16 protein-coding genes are annotated in these 19,576 nt (G+C 71.1%); 9 read left to right on the top strand and 7 right to left on the bottom strand.

All coding sequences use genetic code 11. The features are described from left to right. Positions 1-957: a methylmalonyl Co-A mutase-associated GTPase MeaB gene (gene meaB, locus ABZT02_RS34625; protein ID WP_356024754.1), complete on the bottom strand. Its 957-nt coding sequence runs from the start codon at positions 955-957 to the stop codon at positions 1-3. A gap of 25 nt (positions 958-982) precedes the next feature. After that, on the bottom strand, positions 983-2,185 hold the full coding sequence (locus ABZT02_RS34620) for an acetyl-CoA C-acetyltransferase (RefSeq protein ID WP_356024752.1): 1,203 nt from the start codon (positions 2,183-2,185) through the stop codon (positions 983-985). A gap of 178 nt (positions 2,186-2,363) precedes the next feature. On the opposite strand from ABZT02_RS34620, the gene mce reads away from it, so the two are divergent. From mce to ABZT02_RS34585, 7 genes are all read left to right on the top strand, one after another. Then, a complete protein-coding gene (mce, locus tag ABZT02_RS34615; RefSeq protein ID WP_007384751.1) occupies positions 2,364-2,804 on the top strand; it encodes a methylmalonyl-CoA epimerase in 441 nt (146 codons plus the stop codon). Between the two features lie 233 nt (positions 2,805-3,037). Next, complete coding sequence (gene scy, locus ABZT02_RS34610) at positions 3,038-6,949, top strand: polarized growth protein Scy (protein ID WP_356024749.1); 3,912 nt, start codon at positions 3,038-3,040, stop codon at positions 6,947-6,949. A 182-nt stretch (positions 6,950-7,131) separates the two neighbouring features. Further along, positions 7,132-8,067 (top strand): cellulose-binding protein, encoded by a 936-nt coding sequence (locus ABZT02_RS34605; RefSeq protein ID WP_356024748.1) that lies wholly within the window; start codon positions 7,132-7,134, stop codon positions 8,065-8,067. Between the two features lie 321 nt (positions 8,068-8,388). Then, a complete protein-coding gene (locus ABZT02_RS34600; RefSeq protein ID WP_356024747.1) occupies positions 8,389-9,348 on the top strand; it encodes an ABC transporter ATP-binding protein in 960 nt (319 codons plus the stop codon). 2 nt (positions 9,349-9,350) lie between these two features. Continuing rightward, positions 9,351-10,121: an ABC transporter permease gene (locus tag ABZT02_RS34595; protein ID WP_356024745.1), complete on the top strand. Its 771-nt coding sequence runs from the start codon at positions 9,351-9,353 to the stop codon at positions 10,119-10,121. Positions 10,122-10,233: 112 nt separating this feature from the next. Continuing rightward, positions 10,234-11,493 carry an ABC transporter ATP-binding protein gene (locus ABZT02_RS34590; RefSeq protein WP_356024742.1) on the top strand — a complete coding sequence of 420 codons (1,260 nt, stop codon included), beginning with the start codon at positions 10,234-10,236 and terminating at the stop codon, positions 11,491-11,493. After that, a complete protein-coding gene (locus ABZT02_RS34585; protein WP_356024740.1) occupies positions 11,490-12,368 on the top strand; it encodes an ABC transporter permease subunit in 879 nt (292 codons plus the stop codon). Before ABZT02_RS34590 ends, ABZT02_RS34585 begins: the two co-directional genes overlap by 4 nt. An 18-nt stretch (positions 12,369-12,386) precedes the next feature. Here the strand turns inward: ABZT02_RS34585 and ABZT02_RS34580 are convergent, their stop codons facing one another. Then, a complete protein-coding gene (locus tag ABZT02_RS34580) occupies positions 12,387-12,728 on the bottom strand; it encodes a hypothetical protein (RefSeq protein ID WP_007384743.1) in 342 nt (113 codons plus the stop codon). A 222-nt stretch (positions 12,729-12,950) separates the two neighbouring features. On the opposite strand from ABZT02_RS34580, the gene ABZT02_RS34575 reads away from it, so the two are divergent. Continuing rightward, entirely contained in the window at positions 12,951-13,979 is a 1,029-nt protein-coding gene (locus ABZT02_RS34575; RefSeq protein WP_356024738.1) for an LLM class flavin-dependent oxidoreductase, read from the top strand. Between the two features lie 86 nt (positions 13,980-14,065). On the opposite strand, the gene ABZT02_RS34570 is transcribed toward ABZT02_RS34575, so the two are convergent. After that, positions 14,066-14,458, bottom strand: coding sequence for an SCO5389 family protein (locus ABZT02_RS34570; protein WP_007384741.1), 393 nt, complete (start codon positions 14,456-14,458; stop codon positions 14,066-14,068). Positions 14,459-14,713: 255 nt separating this feature from the next. On the opposite strand from ABZT02_RS34570, the gene nucS reads away from it, so the two are divergent. Continuing rightward, on the top strand, positions 14,714-15,385 hold the full coding sequence (gene nucS / locus ABZT02_RS34565) for an endonuclease NucS (RefSeq protein WP_356024734.1): 672 nt from the start codon (positions 14,714-14,716) through the stop codon (positions 15,383-15,385). Between the two features lie 86 nt (positions 15,386-15,471). Here nucS and ABZT02_RS34560 read toward each other — a convergent pair whose 3' ends face one another. The 3 genes from ABZT02_RS34560 to ABZT02_RS34550 form a co-directional block, all read right to left on the bottom strand. Beyond that, positions 15,472-18,003 (bottom strand): ATP-binding protein, encoded by a 2,532-nt coding sequence (locus tag ABZT02_RS34560; protein WP_356024731.1) that lies wholly within the window; start codon positions 18,001-18,003, stop codon positions 15,472-15,474. Positions 18,004-18,234: 231 nt separating this feature from the next. Continuing rightward, positions 18,235-18,558, bottom strand: coding sequence for an STAS domain-containing protein (locus ABZT02_RS34555; protein WP_020136551.1), 324 nt, complete (start codon positions 18,556-18,558; stop codon positions 18,235-18,237). A gap of 169 nt (positions 18,559-18,727) precedes the next feature. Then, a complete protein-coding gene (locus ABZT02_RS34550; protein WP_356024729.1) occupies positions 18,728-19,576 on the bottom strand; it encodes a 3-hydroxyacyl-CoA dehydrogenase family protein in 849 nt (282 codons plus the stop codon).

Raw genomic sequence — 19,576 nt, 5'->3', positions numbered from 1 at the left:
TCAGCCCCGGGTCAGGCCTTCGACCAGCTCGTCCGCCGCGCGGTAGGGGTCCAGTTCACCGGCGACGATCCGCTCCGCGAGCGCGTCCAGGCGCCGGTCCCCCTTGAGGTCGCCGATGCGTTCGCGCAGGGCGGTGACGGCGATGGTCTCGACCTCGTGGGCGGCGCGGGTGCGGCGGCGCTCGGCGAGGACGCCGTGCTCCTCCATCCAGGCGCGGTGCTTCTCCAGGGCTTCCACGACCTCGTCGATGCCCTCGGCGCGGGCGGCGACCGTCTTGACGATCGGCGGGCGCCAGTCGCCGGGGCCGCGGGACTCGCCCAGGCCCAGCATGTGGTTGAGCTCGCGGGCGGTCGCGTCGGCGCCGTCGCGGTCGGCCTTGTTGACGACGTAGATGTCGCCGATCTCCAGGATTCCGGCCTTGGCGGCCTGGATGCCGTCGCCCATGCCCGGGGCGAGCAGCACCACGGAGGTGTCCGCCTGGGAGGCGATCTCCACCTCCGACTGTCCGACGCCGACGGTCTCGACCAGGATCACGTCGCAACCGGCCGCGTCCAGGACCCGGATGGCCTGCGGGGCGGCCCAGGCGAGGCCGCCGAGGTGGCCGCGGGTCGCCATGGAGCGGATGTAGACGCCGGGGTCGGAGGCGTGGTCCGACATCCGCACCCGGTCGCCGAGCAGGGCGCCGCCGGAGAACGGCGAGGACGGGTCGACGGCCAGGACGCCGACCCGCCTGCCCTGCTTGCGGTAGGCGGTCACGAGGGCCGAGGTGGACGTCGACTTGCCCACCCCGGGCGAACCCGTCAGGCCCACCACGTACGCGTTGCCCGTGAGCGGGGCGAGCGTCGCCATGACCTCCCTGAGCTGCGGGGACGCCCCCTCCACGAGGGAGATCAGCCGGGCCACGGCCCGTGGTCGGCCTTCCCTGGCCTGGGCGACCAGCGAGGAGACGTCCTGCATCACAGCTCCGTTCACCGAGAGGGGCTCAGGCCTTGGGTACCCGCACGACCAGCGCGTCACCCTGACCGCCGCCGCCGCACAGGGCGGCCGCGCCGACACCGCCGCCGCGCCGCTTGAGCTCCAGGGCGAGGTGCAGGACGAGCCGGGCCCCGGACATGCCGATGGGGTGGCCGAGGGCGATCGCGCCACCGTTGACGTTCACCCGATCCGTGGAAACGCCGAGGTCCTTCATTGACTGGACGGCGACCGCGGCGAAGGCCTCGTTGATCTCGATGAGGTCGAGGTCGGAGACCTCCAGGCCCTCCTTCTTGAGGGCGTGCAGGATCGCGTTGGACGGCTGGGACTGCAGGGAGTTGTCCGGGCCCGCCACGTTGCCGTGGGCGCCGATCTCGGCGATCCACTCCAGGCCCAGTTCCTGCGCCTTGGCCTTGCTCATCACGACCACGGCCGCCGCGCCGTCGGAGATCTGCGAGGCGCTGCCGGCGGTGATGGTGCCGTCCCGGGTGAACGCGGGGCGCAGCTTGCCGAGGGACTCCGCGGTGGTGTCGCCACGGATGCCCTCGTCCTTGCTGAAGACGACCGGCTCGCCCTTGCGCTGCGGGATCTCGACCGGGGTGATCTCGGCCTCGAAGATGCCGTTCTTCTGCGCGGCGGCGGCCCGCTGGTGGGACAGGGCGGAGAACTCGTCCTGCTCGGGGCGCTGGATGCCGAGGCGGGTGTTGTGCTTCTCCGTGGACTCGCCCATGGCGATGTTCTCGAAGGCGTCGGTGAGACCGTCGTACGCCATGGCGTCGAGCATCTCGATCGCCCCGTACTTGAAGCCCTCGCGGGACTTCGGGAGCAGGTGCGGGGCGTTGGTCATGGACTCCTGGCCGCCCGCGACGATCACGTCGAACTCGCCGGCGCGGATCAACTGGTCGGCCAGCGCGATCGCGTCGAGGCCCGACAGACACACCTTGTTGATGGTGAGCGCCGGGACGTTCATCGGGATGCCGGCCTTGACCGCGGCCTGGCGGGCCGGGATCTGGCCCGCGCCGGCCTGGAGCACCTGGCCCATGATGACGTACTGCACCTGGTCGCCACCGATCCCCGCACGGTCGAGGGCGGCCTTGATCGCGAAGCCGCCGAGGTCGGCTCCGGAGAAGGACTTCAGCGAGCCCAGCAACCGCCCCATGGGCGTACGGGCGCCCGCGACGATCACCGAGGTCGTGCTGTTCGATCCAGACATGAGCTGCGATCCCCTTACCGGCTGCACTGCCGAGGAGTGAACGAGTGGGGGGCCTGGGGGATCCCCCCAGATGAGGGTGTACTTCAAATGTAGTGAGTGGCACTCCGTGCCGTCATCGCCCCGTCGGTGTGATCGCGCGCACGTTGCGTAACCGTTTCGCGAGCGCTGCACTGATTACATGCTGACGCGAATCGACCACATCGGGATCGCCTGTTTCGACCTCGACAAGACCGTCGAGTTCTACCGGGCCACGTACGGCTTCGAGGTGTTCCACTCCGAGGTCAACGAGGAGCAGGGCGTGCGCGAGGCCATGCTCAAGATCAACGAGACATCCGACGGCGGTGCCTCCTACCTGCAGCTTCTGGAGCCGACCCGCCCCGACTCGACCGTCGCCAAGTGGCTGGACAAGAACGGCGAGGGCGTCCACCACATCGCTTTCGGTACGGCGGACGTCGACCAGGACGCCGCGGACATCAAGGACAAGGGCGTACGCGTCCTGTACGAGGAGCCGCGACGCGGCTCCATGGGGTCACGGATCACCTTCCTGCACCCCAAGGATTGCCATGGCGTACTGACAGAACTGGTCACTTCGGCGCCTGTTGAGTCACCTGAGCACTGACCCTCGTACATATGGGCCGGTAGGGTTGGGGGCGGTCGCCGCTCTTCCCAGGGCGACCGGGTCCTGCCCATGGCGGCAGAACCGAGCCGGGGTCCGGGTTTCGGGGGACGAGCGACGGGCGGCAGCCCATGCTCCGTCGTCGATCTGACACCATTCCCCCGGGGGCCCCGTTCGGCGGATGGACGGGGCTCGTTTGGAGAGACTTGCGACCAGGGGACGGATGGGACCGCGCAGTGCGGGGCTACGAACGCCAGGAGCGAGAGCCGGCGGCTGACGTCGACCACCTCTCTCGGTTCGAGGCCGAGATGGAGCGGCTGAAGACCGAGCGGGAAAAGGCGATCCAGCACGCCGAGGACCTCGGCTACCAGGTCGAGGTGCTGCGCGCCAAGTTGCACGAGGCGCGGCGCACCCTCATGTCCCGGCCCGAATTCGGTGGCGGCGACATCGGCTACCAGGCCGAGCAGTTGCTGCGGAACGCGCAGATCCAGGCCGACCAGTTGCGGCAGGACGCCGAGCGCGAACTGAGCCAGGTCCGCGCCCAGACCCAGCGCATCCTCCAGGAGCACGCCGAGCAGGCCGCGCGTCTGCAGGCGGAGCTCCACCAGGAGGCCGTCACCCGACGTCAGCAGCTCGACCAGGAGCTGGCCGAGCGCCGGCAGACCGTCGAGTCGCACGTCAACGAGAACGTGGCGTGGGCCGAGCAGCTGCGCGCCCGCAGCGAGTCGCAGGCCCGACGGCTCCTGGAGGAGTCCCGCGCCGAGGCCGAGCAGGCCATGGCGGCCGCCCGCGCCGAGGCCGAGCGGGTCACCAGCGAGGCCCGTCAGCGCCTGCAGAGCGAGGCCGAGGCGGCCCGCGCGGAGGCCGAGCAGCTGCTGCGCCGTGCCCGCGCGGACGCCGAGCGCCTGCTGGACGCCGCCTCCACGCAGGCCCAGGAGGCCACCGACCACGCCGAGCAGCTGCGCACCTCCACCGCGACCGAGTCCGACAGCGCCCGCCGCCAGGCCACCGAGCTGAGCCGGGCCGCCGAACAGCGGATGGCGGAGGCCGAGGAGGCGCTGCGCAAGGCGCAGGCCGAGGCCGAGAAGGTGCTCACCGAGGCGAAGTCGGCCGCGGAGAAGACGCTCGCGAGCGCGGAGTCGGCCAACGAGCAGCGCACGCGCACGGCCAAGGAGCAGGTCGCCCGGCTGGTCACCGAGGCCAGCCAGGAGGCCGAGGCGACCAAGGAGGCCGCCGAGCAGATCGTCGCGGACGCCCGCGCCGAGGCCGAGAAGATCGTCACCGAGGCCGCCGAGAAGGCCCGCACGCTCACCGCCGAGGAGAGCGCGACCCAGCTGTCCAAGGCGGCCAAGACCGCCGAGGACGTCCTCAACAAGGCGCAGGAGGACGCGCAGAAGACCACCAGGGCCGCCGCCGAGGAGGCCGAGCGGATCCGCCGCGAGGCGGAGGCCGAGGCGGACCGGCTGCGCGCCGAGGCGCACGACATCGCCGAACAGCTCAAGGGCACGGCGAAGGACGACACCAAGGAGTACCGCGCCAAGACGGTCGAGCTGCAGGAGGAGGCCCGCCGGCTGCGCGGCGAGGCCGAGCAGCTGCGCGCCGACGCGGTCGCCGAGGGCGAGAAGATCCGCGCGGAGGCCCGCAAGGAGGCCGTCCAGCAGATCGAGGAGGCGGCCAAGACCGCCGAGGAGCTGCTCTCCAAGGCCAAGGCGGACGCCGACGAGCTGCGCCAGAGCGCCACCACGGACAGCGAGAAGGTCCGCACCGAGGCCATCGAGCGCGCCACCGCGCTGCGCCGGCAGGCCGAGGAGACCCTGGAGCGCACCCGCAACGAGGCCGAGCGGCAGCGCGCCGAGGCCGTCGAACTGTCCGAGGAGATCACAGCCGCCGCCGAGCGGGCCGCGGGCGAGTTGCGCGAGGAGACCGAGCGGGCCATAGAGGCACGCCGTGCCGAGGCCGCCGAGGAGCTGACCCGGCTGCAGACCGAGGCCGAGGAGCGTCTCGTCTCCGCCGAGCAGGCCCTGACCGAGGCCCGTGAGGAGGCCGGGCGGATCCGCCGCGAGGCCGCCGAGGAGGCCGACCGGCTGCGCACCGAGGCCGCCGAGCGGATCCGCACCCTCCAGCAGCAGGCCGAGGCGGAGGCCGACCGGCTGCGCACCGAGGCCGCGTCCGACGCGTCCGCCTCCCGCGCCGAGGGCGAGGCTGTCGCCGTACGGCTGCGTTCCGAGGCCGCTGCCGAGGCGGAGCGCCTCAAGACCGAGGCCCAGGACACCGCGGACCGCGTCCGGGCGGAGGCGCAGGCCGCCGCCGAGCGGCTCGCCACCGAGGCGTCCGAGACGCTGGCCGCCGCCCAGGAGGAGGCCAACCGGCGCCGCCGCGAGGCCGAGGAGTACCTCGGCTCGGCCCGCCAGGAGGCCGACCAGGAGCGCGAGCGGGCCCGCGAGCAGAGCGAGGAGCTGCTGGCCTCGGCGCGCAACCGCGTGGAGGAGGCCCAGGCCGAGGCCGTACGGCTGGTCGAGGAGGCGGACCGGCGGGCCACCGAGATGGTGTCGGCCGCCGAGCAGCACGCCCAGCAGGTGCGGGACTCGGTCGCCGGGCTGCACGAGCAGGCGCAGGAGGAGATCACCGGGCTGCGCTCCGCCGCCGAGCACGTGGCGGACCGCACCCGGCGCGAGGCCCAGGAGGAGGCCGACCGGGTCCGCTCGGACGCCTACTCGGAGCGGGAGCGGGCCAGCGAGGACGCGGCCCGGATCCGGCGCGAGACCGCCGAGGAGACGGACGCCGCCAAGTCCCTTGCCGAGCGCACCGTCTCGGAGGCGATCGCGGAGGCGGAGCGGCTCAGGTCCGAGTCGGCGGAGTACGCCCAGCGGGCGCGCACCGAGGCCTCGGACGCGATCGCCCAGGCCGACCAGGACGCCTCCCGCACCCGGGCGGACGCCCGCGAGGACGCCAACCGCATCCGGTCGGACGCGGCGAGGCAGGCCGACACCCTCATCACCGAGGCACGCAGCGAGGCGGAGCGGCTCACCGAGGAGACCCTCACCGACACCGACCGGCTGCGGACGGAGACGGTCGCCGAGGCGGAGCGGGTACGCGCGGAGTCGGTCGCCGAGGCCGAGCGCGTGCGGGCCGAATCGGTCGCCACGGCCGAGCAGTTGATCGGGGAGGCCGCCGGGGACGCGGAGCGGCTGCGGGCCGAGGCCGCCGAGACGGTCGGGCAGGCGCAGCGGCACGCGGAGCGGATCCGCAGCGAGGCCGAGCGGGTCAGGGCGGACGCGGCGGCCGCGGCCGAGGAGCTGGTCAACTCCGCGCGCGCGGAGGCCGATCGCACCCTGGACGAGGCCCGCAAGGACGCCAACAAGCGGCGTTCCGAGGCGGCCGAGCAGGTCGACACGCTCATCACGGAGACCGCCGCCGAGGCGGACAAGCTGCTCACCGAGGCGCAGCAGCAGGCACTCAAGACCACCGCGGACGCGGAGGCGCAGGCCGACACCATGGTGGGCGCGGCCCGCCAGGAGGCCGACCGGCTGGTGTCCGAGGCGACGGTCGAGGGCAACGCGCGCGTGGAGAAGGCCCGTACGGACGCGGACGAGTTGCTCGTCGGCGCGCGTCGGGACGCCACCGCCATAAGGGAGCGCGCGGAGGAGCTGCGTGACCGGATCACGGGCGAGATCGAGGCGCTGCACGAGCGGGCCCGCCGTGAGGCCGCGGAGACCATGAAGTCGACCGGCGACCGCTGCGACGCGCTCATCAAGGCCTCGGAGGAGCAGCTCGCGAAGGCGCAGGCCAAGGCCAAGGAGCTGGTCTCGGAGGCCAATTCGGAGGCCGGCAAGGTGCGCATCGCCGCGGTCAAGAAGGCCGAGGGGCTCCTCAAGGAGGCCGAGCAGAAGAAGGCCACGCTGGTCCGGGAGGCCGAGGAGCTCAAGGCCGAGGCGATCCGCGAGGCGAAGCGCACGGTCGAGGAGGGCAAGCGCGAGCTCGAGGTCCTCGTCCGCCGCCGCGAGGACATCAACACCGAGATCTCCCGTGTCCAGGACGTTCTGGAGGCGTTGGAATCCTTCGAGGCCCCGTCGGCGGGCAAGGACGGCGGCGTCAAGGCGGGCGCCACGGTCGGCGCCCCTCGTTCGGGTAAGCCGTCGGACAGCTGACCGACTGGTCGGAATCCGGTGCCGTCTGGGGCCTTTGACCAAGTTTTTGGCAAGCCGTCCGAGGGTTAGCCACTCAAAAGGGGTGTCATTCTCCAGATCAAACACGTATCCGCTCGATGACACACCGCTTCGGCCCCTAGGATTCCCCTATCACCTCACCGGTCTCATTTGACAGGAACCCCATGAGCGACACTTCCCCCTACGGCTTCGAGCTTGTGCGGCGTGGGTACGACCGCGCTCAGGTGGACGAACGGATCTCCAAGCTCGTCTCCGACCGTGACAGCGCTCTCTCCCGCATCACCGCCTTGGAAAAGCGCATCGAGGAGCTCCACCTCGAGACGCAGAACGCCCAGGCCCAGATGTCCGACGCCGAGCCGTCGTACGCCGGTCTCGGTGCGCGTGTCGAGAAGATCCTCCGCCTCGCCGAGGAGGAGGCGAAGGACCTGCGCGAGGAGGCCCGTCGCGCGGCCGAGCAGCACCGCGAACTCGCCGAGTCGGCGGCCCAGCAGGTCCGCAACGACGCAGAATCGTTCGCTGCGGAGCGCAAGGCCAAGGCCGAGGACGAGGGCGTCCGGATCGTCGAGAAGGCCAAGAGCGACTCCTCCCAGCTGCGCCAGGAGGCGCAGAAGGACGCGCAGCAGAAGCGTGAGGAGGCGGACGCCCTCTTCGAGGAGACCCGCGCCAAGGCCGCGCAGGCCGCCGCCGACTTCGAGACGAACCTCGCCAAGCGCCGGGAGCAGTCCGAGCGCGACCTGGCGTCCCGTCAGCAGAAGGCGGAGAAGCGTCTCGCGGAGATCGAGCACCGCGCGGAGCAGCTGCGCCTGGAGGCCGAGAAGCTGCGCACCGACGCCGAGCGCCGCGCCCGCCAGACGGTGGAGACCGCGCAGCGCCAGGCCGAGGACATCGTGGCCGACGCCAACGCCAAGGCCGACCGCATCCGTTCGGAATCCGAGCGTGAGCTCGCGGCTCTGACGAACCGTCGCGACTCGATCAACGCCCAGCTGACGAACGTCCGCGAGATGCTCGCCACGCTCACGGGTGCCGCGGTGGCCGCCGCCGGCTCCCCTGCCGACGACGAGCCGATCTCCCGCGGGGTTCCGGCGCAGCAGACCCGGTAACACCCGCCTGACGGCATCAAGGGCCCGCACCTTCTCCCCCGACAGGTGCGGGCCCTTGGCGTGTCCACGGACCGGTGCGATCCCGTGCCGTGCGCCGCGGGGGCCGGCCAGCCCGTCAGCCGGGGTGGCGGGTCCGCCCACCGACCACGCGGGCGGCCGGTCGTGACGGCTGGGACCCCGCTGACCGCCTTGGGCACGCTGCCGCATCCGACCGTCGTGCGCCTTCCACCGGTCGACGGCCGGAAGTTTTTGCCTTTCTCTTCGGTCTCCGTTTGCCCACATGATTGGCATCTGCCGAACCTCCCCCCTAGCGTGGTCCGCATGATCGAGCTGACGGGCCTGACGAAGCGGTACGGCGAGAAGGTGGCGGTCAACAACCTGACCTTCACCGTCAGACCAGGCATCGTCACGGGCTTCCTCGGCCCGAACGGCGCCGGCAAGTCGACCACCATGCGCATGATGCTGGGCCTGGACCGGCCCACCGCCGGAGACGTCCGCATCGACGGCAAGCACTACGACCAGCTCAAGGACCCCTTCACGTACATCGGCGCACTGCTGGACGCCAAGGCCATGCACGGCGGGCGCAGCGCCTTCAACCACCTGCTGTGTCTCGCGCAGAGCAACGGCATCCCGAGGAAGCGGGTGGACGAGGTCCTCGACACGGTCGGTCTCACCGCGGTCGCGAAGAAGAAGGCCAAGGGTTTCTCGCTCGGTATGGGCCAGCGGCTCGGCATCGCGGGCGCGTTGCTCGGCGACCCGCGGATCCTGATGTTCGACGAGCCGGTCAACGGGCTCGATCCCGAGGGCATCCACTGGATCCGCAACCTGATGAAGTCCCTTGCCGCACAGGGCCGTACGGTCTTCGTCTCCTCCCATCTCATGAGCGAGATGGCGCTGACCGCCGACCACCTCGTCGTCATCGGCCAGGGACGGCTGCTCGCCGACACCTCCATGGCCGACTTCATCGCGCAGAACTCCCGGTCGTACGTCCGCATCCGCACTCCGCAGCGCGAGCGGCTGCTCGACGTGCTGCACGCGGCCGGGGTCACCGTCGTGGAGACCGGCAACGGCACGCTGGAGGTCGACGGCAGCAAGTCCGAGTACATCGGCGAGCTGGCCGCACAGCACCAGATCGTGCTGCACGAGCTGAGCCCCCAACAGGCTTCCCTGGAGGAGGCGTTCATGCAGCTGACCGCGGAGTCGGTCGAGTACCACGCCCACACCGACACACCCGCCGACGTGCCACCCCAGCAGTGGGGCGACGGCTGGAAGGGGAACTGACCATGGCGGCGACCCAGGTCATCCGCTCCGAGTGGACCAAGATCCGTTCGGTGGCCTCCACGGTGTGGACGCTCTCCCTCGCCGTCGTTGTCACCATCGGGCTCGGCATCCTGATCTCGGCCCTGTCGAAGAACGAGTTCGACAACATGAGCCGCGAGGACAAGCTCTCCTTCGACCCGACCTTCATCAGCTTCGCCGGGATGAGCCTCGGACAGCTCGCGATGATCGTGTTCGGGGTGCTCGTCGTCTCGAACGAGTACAGCACCGGCATGATCCGCACCTCGCTGGCCGCCGTTCCGCAGCGCGGCACCTTCCTGGCCAGCAAGATCGCGGTCGCCACCGGACTCTCGCTGGCCGTCGGGCTCGTCACCAGCTTCGTCACCTTCTTCCTGGGACAGGCGATGCTCGGCTCGCACCGGGCGGAGATCGGTGACCCGGGTGTCCTGCGCGCGGTCATCGGCGGCGGCGTCTACATGACCCTCATCGCGATGTTCTCGATGGGCGTCGCCGCGATGCTCCGCTCGCCGATGCTGTCGCTGGGCATCCTGATGCCGTTCTTCTTCCTGATCTCCAACATCCTGGGCAATGTCTCGGCGACGAAGAAGATCGGCCGGTTCCTGCCCGACCAGGCCGGCAGCAAGATCATGCAGGTGGTCACCCCGATCGACGACGACACCCCCTACGGCCCCTGGGGTGGCCTCGGGATCATGGCGCTGTGGGTGGCGGCGGCCCTGATCGGCGGTTATGTCCTGTTGAAGAAGCGGGACGCGTGACGTGCAGAGCCTTTGCTTTCATTTGAGCGGAACCGTCAGCGTCCCGATAAGCTCCTAACCCTTACGGGGGGCGTGTGCCCCGCTGTCCTGAACCTTGCGATGGGTGCGGAGCATGATCGAGGCAGTCGGCCTGACCAAGCGCTACGGCGACAAGACCGCTGTGTACAACCTTTCCTTCCAGGTGCGTCCCGGCACCGTCACCGGCTTCCTGGGCCCCAACGGCTCGGGCAAGTCGACGACCATGCGGATGATCCTCGGGCTGGACAACCCCACCTCGGGGCAGGTGACGATCGGCGGCTACCCGTATCGCAGGTTGCCGAACGCGGCCCGGCAGGTCGGTGCGCTGATCGACGCCAAGGCCGTGCACGGCGGCCGGGCGGCCCGTAACCACCTGCTGTGCCTGGCCCAGCTGTCGGGGATCCCGGCCCGCCGGGTGGACGAGGTGCTGGGCGTGGTCGGCCTCCAGGACGTGGCCAGGAAGCGTTCCAAGGGCTTCTCGCTCGGCATGGGCCAGCGGCTCGGCATCGCGGCCGCGCTGCTCGGCGATCCCCAGGTGCTGCTCTTCGACGAGCCGGTCAACGGGCTGGACCCCGAGGGCATCCTGTGGGTGCGCAACCTGATGAAGGCGCTGGCCGCGGAGGGCCGTACGGTCTTCGTCTCCTCCCACCTGATGAGCGAGATGGCGCTGACCGCGGACCATCTCATCGTCATCGGGCGCGGGCAGCTCCTCGCCGACATGAGCATCCAGGACTTCATCGCGGCGAACTCCGCGGGCTTCGCGCGCGTGCGGACGCCCGACACCGAGCCGCAGCTCCGCGAGAAGCTGTCGGCCGCGATCACCGAGGCGGGCGGGCACGTCCTGCCGGAGCAGGACGGCGCGCTGCGGGTGACCGGGCTGCCGCTCCCCCGCATCAGCGACATCGCGCACGACACGGACGTACGGCTGTGGGAGCTGTCGCCGCACCAGGCCTCGCTGGAGGAGGCGTACATGCGGATGACGCAGGGGGCGGTGGACTACCGCTCGACCATCGACCAGAAGGCGGGGCTGATGCAGCCCCTGCCGCCGGGCGCGCAGCCCCCCATGCCCGTTCCGGGCCAGGGCCAGCCGGGCTGGTACGCCCCGCCGCCGCCCCAGCAGGGCGGGCAGCCGTTCGCGGACCCGCAGGCGGCCCCGTACGGCGGTCCCGGCGCCGGCACGCCCAACCCGTACGCCCAGGCGGGCCCGGCGGCTCCCCAGGGCCTGCCTCAGCCCCCGGCGCAGGCCCCCGTACCCACACCGCAGCAGGCACCGCCCGCCGCCGTCCCCGCCTCGGCTCCCGCGCCGCAGGCATCCGCCCCCGCCACCCCGACCCAGCCCGAGGACGCCCGATGAGCACCCCGCAGCCTTCGATGCCGCAGGCCCAGGCCGCCGTGCCGAACCGGCAGCCGACGGGTGGGCCGTCGTACGCCGGCTACACCTCGCCGATCCCCGTCGTGCGCACGCATCTCGGGCACGCCATCGCGTCGGAGTGGACGAAGATCCGGTCGGTGCGGTCGACGATCTGGACGCTGGGCGTGTTCGTGCTGCTCGTGATCGGGATCGGGCTGGGAGCCGCCGCGCTGCTCGCGGCCAACGCCTCGCCGGAGAGCATGCAGGACGAGAACCCGCTGTCGTTCGGCTTCTTCGGGCTGCTGCTCGGCAGCATGTGCGTGATCACGCTCGGCGTGCTGACCACGGCCTCGGAGTACGGCACCGGAATGATCCGTACGACCATGGTCGCCTGCCCCTCCCGCGGCCGGGTCCTCGCGGCGAAGTCGATCGTGTTCTTCGCCGTCGCCTTCGTGGCCACCCTCGTCCCGGTTCTCGTCGTCGCCCTCGTGGACGTGGCCCTGCTGGACGGCACCCGTACCCCGACCGGCCAGGAGTGGCTGAAGGGCACCGTCGGCATCTCGCTCTATATCGCGCTGCTCGGCCTGCTCTCGCTGGTCGTCGGCTCGATCATCCGGCACTCGGCGGGCGCGATCACCCTCATGATCGGTGTCGTGCTGGCCCCGCTGGTCATCGCGCTGTTCATGTTCTCGCAGTCCCTGGAGGACCTGCGCCAGGCGCTGTTCGAGTACTCCATCCCGAACCAGCTCAGCGTGTTCTACTCCAACTCCCTCACCGAGAGCGGCCCTTCGGGCTGGGATCCGCTGTGGATCATCGTCGGCGTGACGGCCGCCGCGTTCGCCGGCGCCTTCGTGCTGCTGGAGAAGCGGGACGTCTGATCCCCGGGAACTGATCCCCTAGAACCTCGGCGCGTTACGGGACCGCTGCACCCGCGTGGTGCGGCGGTCCCGCGCGTTCCAGCAGGCCTTGTGCCAGTGTCTGCGCTCGTCGACGCCGGAGTGGTCCGGCCAGGCCACGACGTGCGGGACGCCGTCCGGGATCATCTGGTCGCAGCCCGGGCAGCGGTACGTCTTGCCCTGCGCGCTCGCCCCCGCCACATGCCGGATGTTCCAGTCCTCGCCCTGCCAGTGCGTCGAGGACTGGAAGCCGCCGTAGCGGCCGGAACGGTCGTCCTCGGCGCTCCGGCCGGCCGAGTCCGACGAACCGGAACCCTTGGGTCGGTTGCGACGCGGGGACACAGGACACCTCACGGGGCTATACAGGAAGCAGGGACGGCGTCCAGCCTACGCGGCACGCGGCGGGGTACGCGTAGGGCACCAACCCCCACAAGTCCCCCTCGGGGGCGCCCATTCTGCAGACAATCGGCAAATCTCTCCGCCAGGCCGTGTCCTCGGCACGTGTCAGACGGTTATGCCGGGTGGGGGAGCTCCGTGTCGGAGCCAAGGAAGCAGGAAAAGCACATGCACGTTGGAAGTTTCGTGTTGGCGGCCCAGTTCCCGGGGCAGGGCCAGGGGGAGGCGCTGCACCGCGCGGTCCGCTCGGCCGAGGTCGCGGAGGAGGCCGGACTCGACGCGGTCTGGCTGGCAGAACACCACTTCGTGCCGTACGGCACCTGCCCGTCGGCGATCACCCTGGCAGCCTTGCTGCTGGGCCGCACCCGCCGTATCCGCGTCGGCACCGCCGTGAGCGTGCTGCCCACGGTGCACCCCGTGGCCCTCGGCGAGCAGGCCGCGCTGCTGCACGTCACGAGCGGCGGGCGCTTCTCGCTGGGCGTGGGGCGCGGCGGACCGTGGGTCGACCTGGAGGTGTTCGGGTCGGGTCTCGAGGCGTACGAGAAGGGGTTCCCGGAATCACTCGATCTGCTGGTGCGCTGGCTGCGCGAACCCCGCGTCGGGGCGTCCGGGGAGCGGTTCCGGTTCCGTGAGGTGCCCGTCGTGCCTCGGCCGTCGGAGTCGTTCACGGAAGGGGAAGGTCCCGAGGTGATCGTCGCCTGCACGTCCCCGGCGAGTGTCCGGCTGGCCGCTGAGCGCGGGCTGCCGATGCTGCTCGGGATGCATGTCGGGGACGAGGAGAAGGCGGAGATGGTCGCCCTGTGGCGCAGGCAGGCGCGCGCGGCCGGGCACGCGCCGGAGAAGGTCCTGGACGCGCCCCATGTCTCGGCCGGTGTCTGCCAGATCGCGGACCGGCGTACGGACGCGGTGGAGGCCCTGGTGAAGGCGATGCCGGGCTGGCTCAGGCAGGGACTCGGTGCCCATGTCACGGTCGACGGCCGCGCACGGCAGATGCGCGATCCGGTGGCCTACACCGAACTGCTCTGCGGACTGCACCCGGTGGGCACGCCTCGGCTCTGCGCCGACCGCCTCGCAGCGACCAGCGAACGGACGGGCGTCTCCCGTTTCGCCCTGCTCGTCGAGGGCTCGGGAGACCTGGCAGCCACCGAGGAGAACGTACGGCGGCTGGGTGCGGAAGTGCTGCCGCATCTGACCTGAAACGGAACAATCCTGTCCGGCGGGAGCTTGCCGCCCCGGTACTGATGCACCTCCCGCGTACGGAGCGGCAAGCGAGCGGCGCCGCGTCAGCAGTCCCGGAACTCCGGAGACTGGTTCAGCAGCTGACTGCGCACCGAGGTGAAGCGGACCAGCGTCTCGTCGACAGAGGAGTCCAACGGGAACACCGCCACCCGGTGGCAGTTCTGGAAGGCCAGCCGCACACCGAAGTGCCGCTGCAGCGCGCCGCGTATCGCGTCACTCGCAAGCGCACGCAGCAGCTGACCGCGTGCCTGCTCGTCCGGCGGGGGCGTCTGGTTGTCGGCGAAGTTGCCGCCGTCGACCTTCAGCTGGGCCACCAGGGAGCTGATCATCTCCCATGCGTAGGGCAGGGAGGTCCGGACGCAGTCGACGAATTCGGCTTCGTCGACCTCGCCTCGCTCGGCCTTCTCGAGTAGGGCCGGTGAGACGTCGAGCGACATGGGTTCTCCTCTCGCACCCCCGATTCCTCAGGGGTTGCCGGACAGATGAGGGAGTTCGCGGTGCCGGACACGCTGGGTACACGCTTCGCGACCTCCCGTTTACTACGGTAGGCAACGGGCGGTGACGGCACCAGGAGAATGCGAACAAAGGGCGCTCCCAACAGGCCCACAATCGGCCACAAGTGAACAGGGTTTCTCCACAGCCTTACGGGCCGAATCGCGTGGACATGCGCCCGTCGAGTAGCGTTGCCGACCATGCGTCTCGTCATTGCCCGGTGTTCCGTCGACTACGCGGGCCGGCTCACCGCCCACCTGCCCTCGGCCCCCCGTCTGATCCTGGTGAAGGCCGACGGAAGCGTCTCCATCCACGCCGACGACCGGGCCTACAAGCCCCTGAACTGGATGTCACCGCCCTGCACGTTGAAGGAGGGGACCGGCGACGACGAAGGCGTCTGGACCGTCATCAACAAGGCGGGCGAGAAGCTCATCATCACGATGGAGGAAGTTCTCCACGACTCCTCGCACGAACTCGGCGTGGATCCCGGCCTGATCAAGGACGGCGTGGAAGCACACCTTCAGGAACTGCTCGCCGACCGCATCGAAACGCTCGGAGACGGCTACACCCTGATCCGCCGCGAGTACATGACGGCCATCGGCCCGGTCGACATCCTGTGCCGGGACGCCGAAGGACAGACGGTCGCGGTGGAGATCAAGCGGCGCGGCGAGATCGACGGCGTCGAGCAACTCACCCGCTACCTCGACCTGTTGAACCGCGACCCCCATCTCGCCCCGGTCCGCGGCATCTTCGCCGCCCAGGAGATCAAGCCCCAGGCCCGCGTGCTGGCCACCGACCGCGGCATCAGCTGCCACGTCATGGACTACAACGCGCTGCGGGGCATCGAGGACGACAAGCTGCGGCTGTTCTGACAGCGCGTCTTCTTCTTCGGCGAGTACTCCTACGGCGAGGGCCGGGTCCGTTTCCTGGACCCGGCCCTCTTGCTGTCGCGCTGTCTCTAGATGACCGCACCACTCGGCGAGCTCACGGTGCTGCTCTCCGGTGCACTGGCCGAGCTGCTGGTCTCCACCGGGGCGCTGGAGGCGGGGCCGCTGGCCGAATCGGAAGTGGAGGGCTCGGTCGTGGCCGGCTGGCTGGTCGACGGCGGGGGCGTGGTCGGCTCACTGGTCGAGGGAGCGGGTGTAGTCGGCTGGCTGGTCGACGGCGCAGGCGTAGTCGGTTTCGACGTCGAAGGGTTGGGCGAAGTCGGCTTCGGGGAACTCGGCGTGCTGCTGCCGCCCGTCCCCTTCGTCCCGCTCGGATCATCGGACGGCTCCGCCCCGCCCGTAGGCGTCGGATCGTCCGCGGTCCCGTACGTCCCGTCGGGCCCCGGGTCGGTCGGACGGGACGTGGCCGTACCCGTGTCGTCCTTGCCGTCGTCGTTCTTCGGGACGTCCGCGCCGAGGTTGCCGTCGTCGATGCCGACGCTGGCCGACGGGTTGACGCCGACCTCGTTGGACGGGGAGTTCGGGTCGTTGTCGGAGGTGGCGCCCAGCGTCACGACCGTGCCGAGCACCGCGACCAGCAGCGCACCCGCGCCGGCCGCGACGAGGTTGCGCTTGGCGAGGCCCTTGAGTCCGCCCCGGGCCTTGCGCGAGGGCGCGGGCGTGGCCGGGCTGCGGTGGACGACGAACGTCTGCGCGTCGTCCGGCGGCTGGAGCGTCGGGAAGGCCGCCGGGACTCCCCCGGGCGGTGAGGCGGACTCGTCGTACCGGGCGTCGGGCACCTCCTCGCCCGCCGTCGCGCCGAGGCCGGCGGCGGCGAGGCCGGACGCGCTGCCGTCCCGGTCGGAGACCAGGGTAAGGGCGCGGCGGCCCGCGACGGTACCGCGCTTGTCGGCGAGGGCGCCGCGCAGGCCGATGGAGGCCTCCAGCTCGGCGCGGGCCCGGTCGAGCTGTCCGCCGCAGAGCGCGAGGATGCCGAGCTCGTGGTGGAAGTAGGCCTGTTCGGACACCTCACCGGCGAGCCGGGAGGCCTCGGAACCGGCCCGCAGAGAACGCTCCCAGGCGCCCCAGTGGCCGCCGGCGGCGAACGCGGGCGCCGCCGTGCGGGCCAGCTGGACGGTGACGGCCTCCTCGCCCTCGTCGGGCGCGGTGGTGGCCGGGGCCAGGACGGTGAGCGCGGCGAGCAGGGCGTCGGCCTCCGCGCACACCCGCTCGGGGGTGACCGAAGGGTGTCCTGCCCACCAGCTGTAGTGCTGGGCGGCGGTGCGGGCGCGGGTCTCGGTGTCGTCGCCGTATCCCGCGGCCTCCAGCTGGGTGAGGACACCGGCGGCGAGCCGGTAGCGGGAGCCGACCGGGGAGACCAGACCGCAGTCCGCGAGCTCACCGAGGGCGGCGTCCGCGTGGGTGTCACCGATCAGTGCGGGCAGGTGCGCCTGGTGGGGCACCTCGCCGCCGAGCGCGACGGCGAACCGCAGGGTGGCGCGCGCGGACTCACTCAGCCGGGAGGCGAGCAGCGGAGCCGGTGCCGCGGCCTCGCCGAGCGCGGGCAGGGATATCTCCTCGCCCTCGTCGGAAGCGAACGGGGCGTCGACCGGGGCCGCGTCCGCGAAGACACCGAACTCGTCGACGGCGTTCGCCCCGGCCCGCAGCCGGTCGCGCTGCCTGAGCAGGGCGCCGGCCTGGACGAAGCGCAGGGGCAGGCCCTCGGACTCGAACCAGAGGTCGCCCGCCCAGTTCGACTCCTCCTCGGTCAGCACCCGGCCGACGGAACGCTCCAGGAGCTCCACACCGTCGGCCCGCTCCAGACCGGTGAGGAAAACCTCCTCGACGGCGGAGTCGGCCGAGGGCGCGGGCACGTCGGGCGTCGCACCGATCACGAACGCGCACTCGGGGGTGGCGTCGAGCAGTTCGTCGAGGGCCGCGCCGCCGAACTCGATGTCGTCGAGGACGACGACCGCGCCGATGTCCCGGACACCGGAGAGCAGCTCGTCCCGGTCGGGCCGGTGCAGGGGCGAGTCGTAGACGGCGTGGTAGAGGTCGTACAGCAGCTCGCTCGCCGTGCGGTTGAAGCCGGTGAGGCGGACCACGCCGTCGGGGGCGAGGTCCCCGCAGTCCTCGGCGACGACGTCGAGGAGGCTGGTGCAGCCGGAGCCGGCGGGGCCGGTCAGGCGTACCGAGCGGCCGCGCGCGAGCAGTCGTACGAGTCGCTCGCGTTCGTCCTGGCGGGCCAGGAGCGGCAGCGCGGAGCGGGTCGGTCCGGCCGGGACCGGCGGGCGGGCCGCGCGGTCCACCTCGGCGCGTTCGGCGGCACCGAACTTCTCGGGCCGTCCGGGCCGCTCGCCGGGCGGGCAGGCCTCTATCTCGCTGCCGTCGACGGGGTTGACGGTGAGCAGGAAGTCACCCGCGACGAGCTGCACGGTGCGGGCGAGCGCGGGCGAGTGCTGTGCGAAGTCGGATGTGAGGGAGTCCCTGGGAGGCCGCTGACGCGGCGAGCCGCCGTCGTCGTCATGGCCGTACTCCTCGGGTCCCCGGTGGTTCGGGTCCATAGGTTCAAGCCCCCCAAAAGCGTCTCGTGTGCCGTCAGTGGCCCCTCCCGGCCTTGCAGCACACTGCGCTGTCGCTTCTGGTCCGGGCCCGCTGGAAGGGATGCAGACAGCGGGCGACCGAACCCTAAACCTTCGCACAGTATCTACGACAGCCCGGGGTACCGCGCCGTCCGAGACGTCACAGTCTCGTGAGGATTGCGCGGGACATACGTTTCGCCACGGCGGCCCGGGTCAGACGCGGGGCAAGGACTCCACCCCGATGCCGCCCTCGATCGCCAGGATCCGGTGCAGCCGGGTGGCCACCAGGAGGCGCTGCATCTGCGGCGGTACGTCGCGCAGCACCAGTCGGCGGCCGCAGCGGCCGGCCCTGCGGTGGGCCCCCATGATCACCCCGAGGCCGGTGGCGTCCCAGGAATCCAGCTCGGACAGGTCGAGCACCAGGTCGCCGGCTCCGTCGTCGACGGCCGAGTGCAGGACCGTACGGGCGTCCGCCGCGCTGCGGACGTCGAGGCGGCCCCCGACGACCAGCTCGGCGTGGTCGCCCCTGATGTACATATGCGCTCCCCGAGAGTGCGTGTAGTACTCCACGAATCTGATGTCCAGTGATGACACCTCTGACTGCGTTGAGCGGTCGGAGGTTGCCGTCTGTAAGCGAACCGATACCGAATTCACCCCCGTGGGTGAAACCAGAGGGGCTTGTGCGGTTACGGTGACGGAAAAGCCGTCAGTGCTTGTAGAAGCCCTGCCCGCTCTTGCGTCCGATGTCACCGGCGTCCACCATCCGGCGCATCAGCTCCGGCGGGGCGAACTTCTCGTCCTGGGACTCGGTGTAGATGTTGCTGGTGGCGTGCAGCAGGATGTCGACGCCGGTCAGGTCCGCCGTGGCGAGCGGGCCCATGGCGTGGCCGAAGCCCAGCTTGCAGGCGAGGTCGATGTCCTCGGCCGTCGCGACGCCCGACTCGTAGAGCTTGGTCGCCTCGACGACGAGGGCGGAGATGAGACGGGTGGTCACGAACCCCGCCACGTCCCGGTTGACGACGATGCAGGTCTTGCCGACGGACTCGGCGAACTCCCGCGCGGTGGCGAGGGTTTCGTCGCTGGTCTTGTAACCGCGGACCAGCTCGACGAGCTGCATCATCGGGACCGGCGAGAAGAAGTGCACCCCGACGACCCGTTCCGGGCGCTCGGTGGCCGCCGCGATCTTGGTGATCGGGATCGCGGAGGTGTTGGAGGCCAGTACGGTGTCCTCGCGGACGATCTTGTCCAGCGTGCGGAAGATCTCGTGCTTGACTTCGAGCTTCTCGAACACGGCCTCGACGACGATGTCGGCGTCGGCGGCCGCGTCCAGGTCGGTGGTCGCGGTGATCCGGGCGAGGGCCGCGTCGGCGTCGTGCGCCTCCAGCTTGCCCTTGCTCACGAACTTGTCGTACGAAGCCTTGATGCCGTCGGTGCCGCGCCTCAGCGCTTCGTCGGTGACGTCCCTCAGGACCACGTCCCAGCCCGCCTGGGCCGAGACCTGGGCAATGCCGGAACCCATCAAGCCGGCGCCGATGACGGCAAGCTTCCGTGCCAC

Origin of the sequence: Streptomyces sp. NPDC005402, from assembly GCF_040606575.1 — a bacterium.
Taxonomy (GTDB): Bacteria; Actinomycetota; Actinomycetes; order Streptomycetales; family Streptomycetaceae; genus Streptomyces.
Note: the sequence above shows the minus strand (reverse complement) of the source record. Positions and strands in the feature narration are given on the sequence as shown.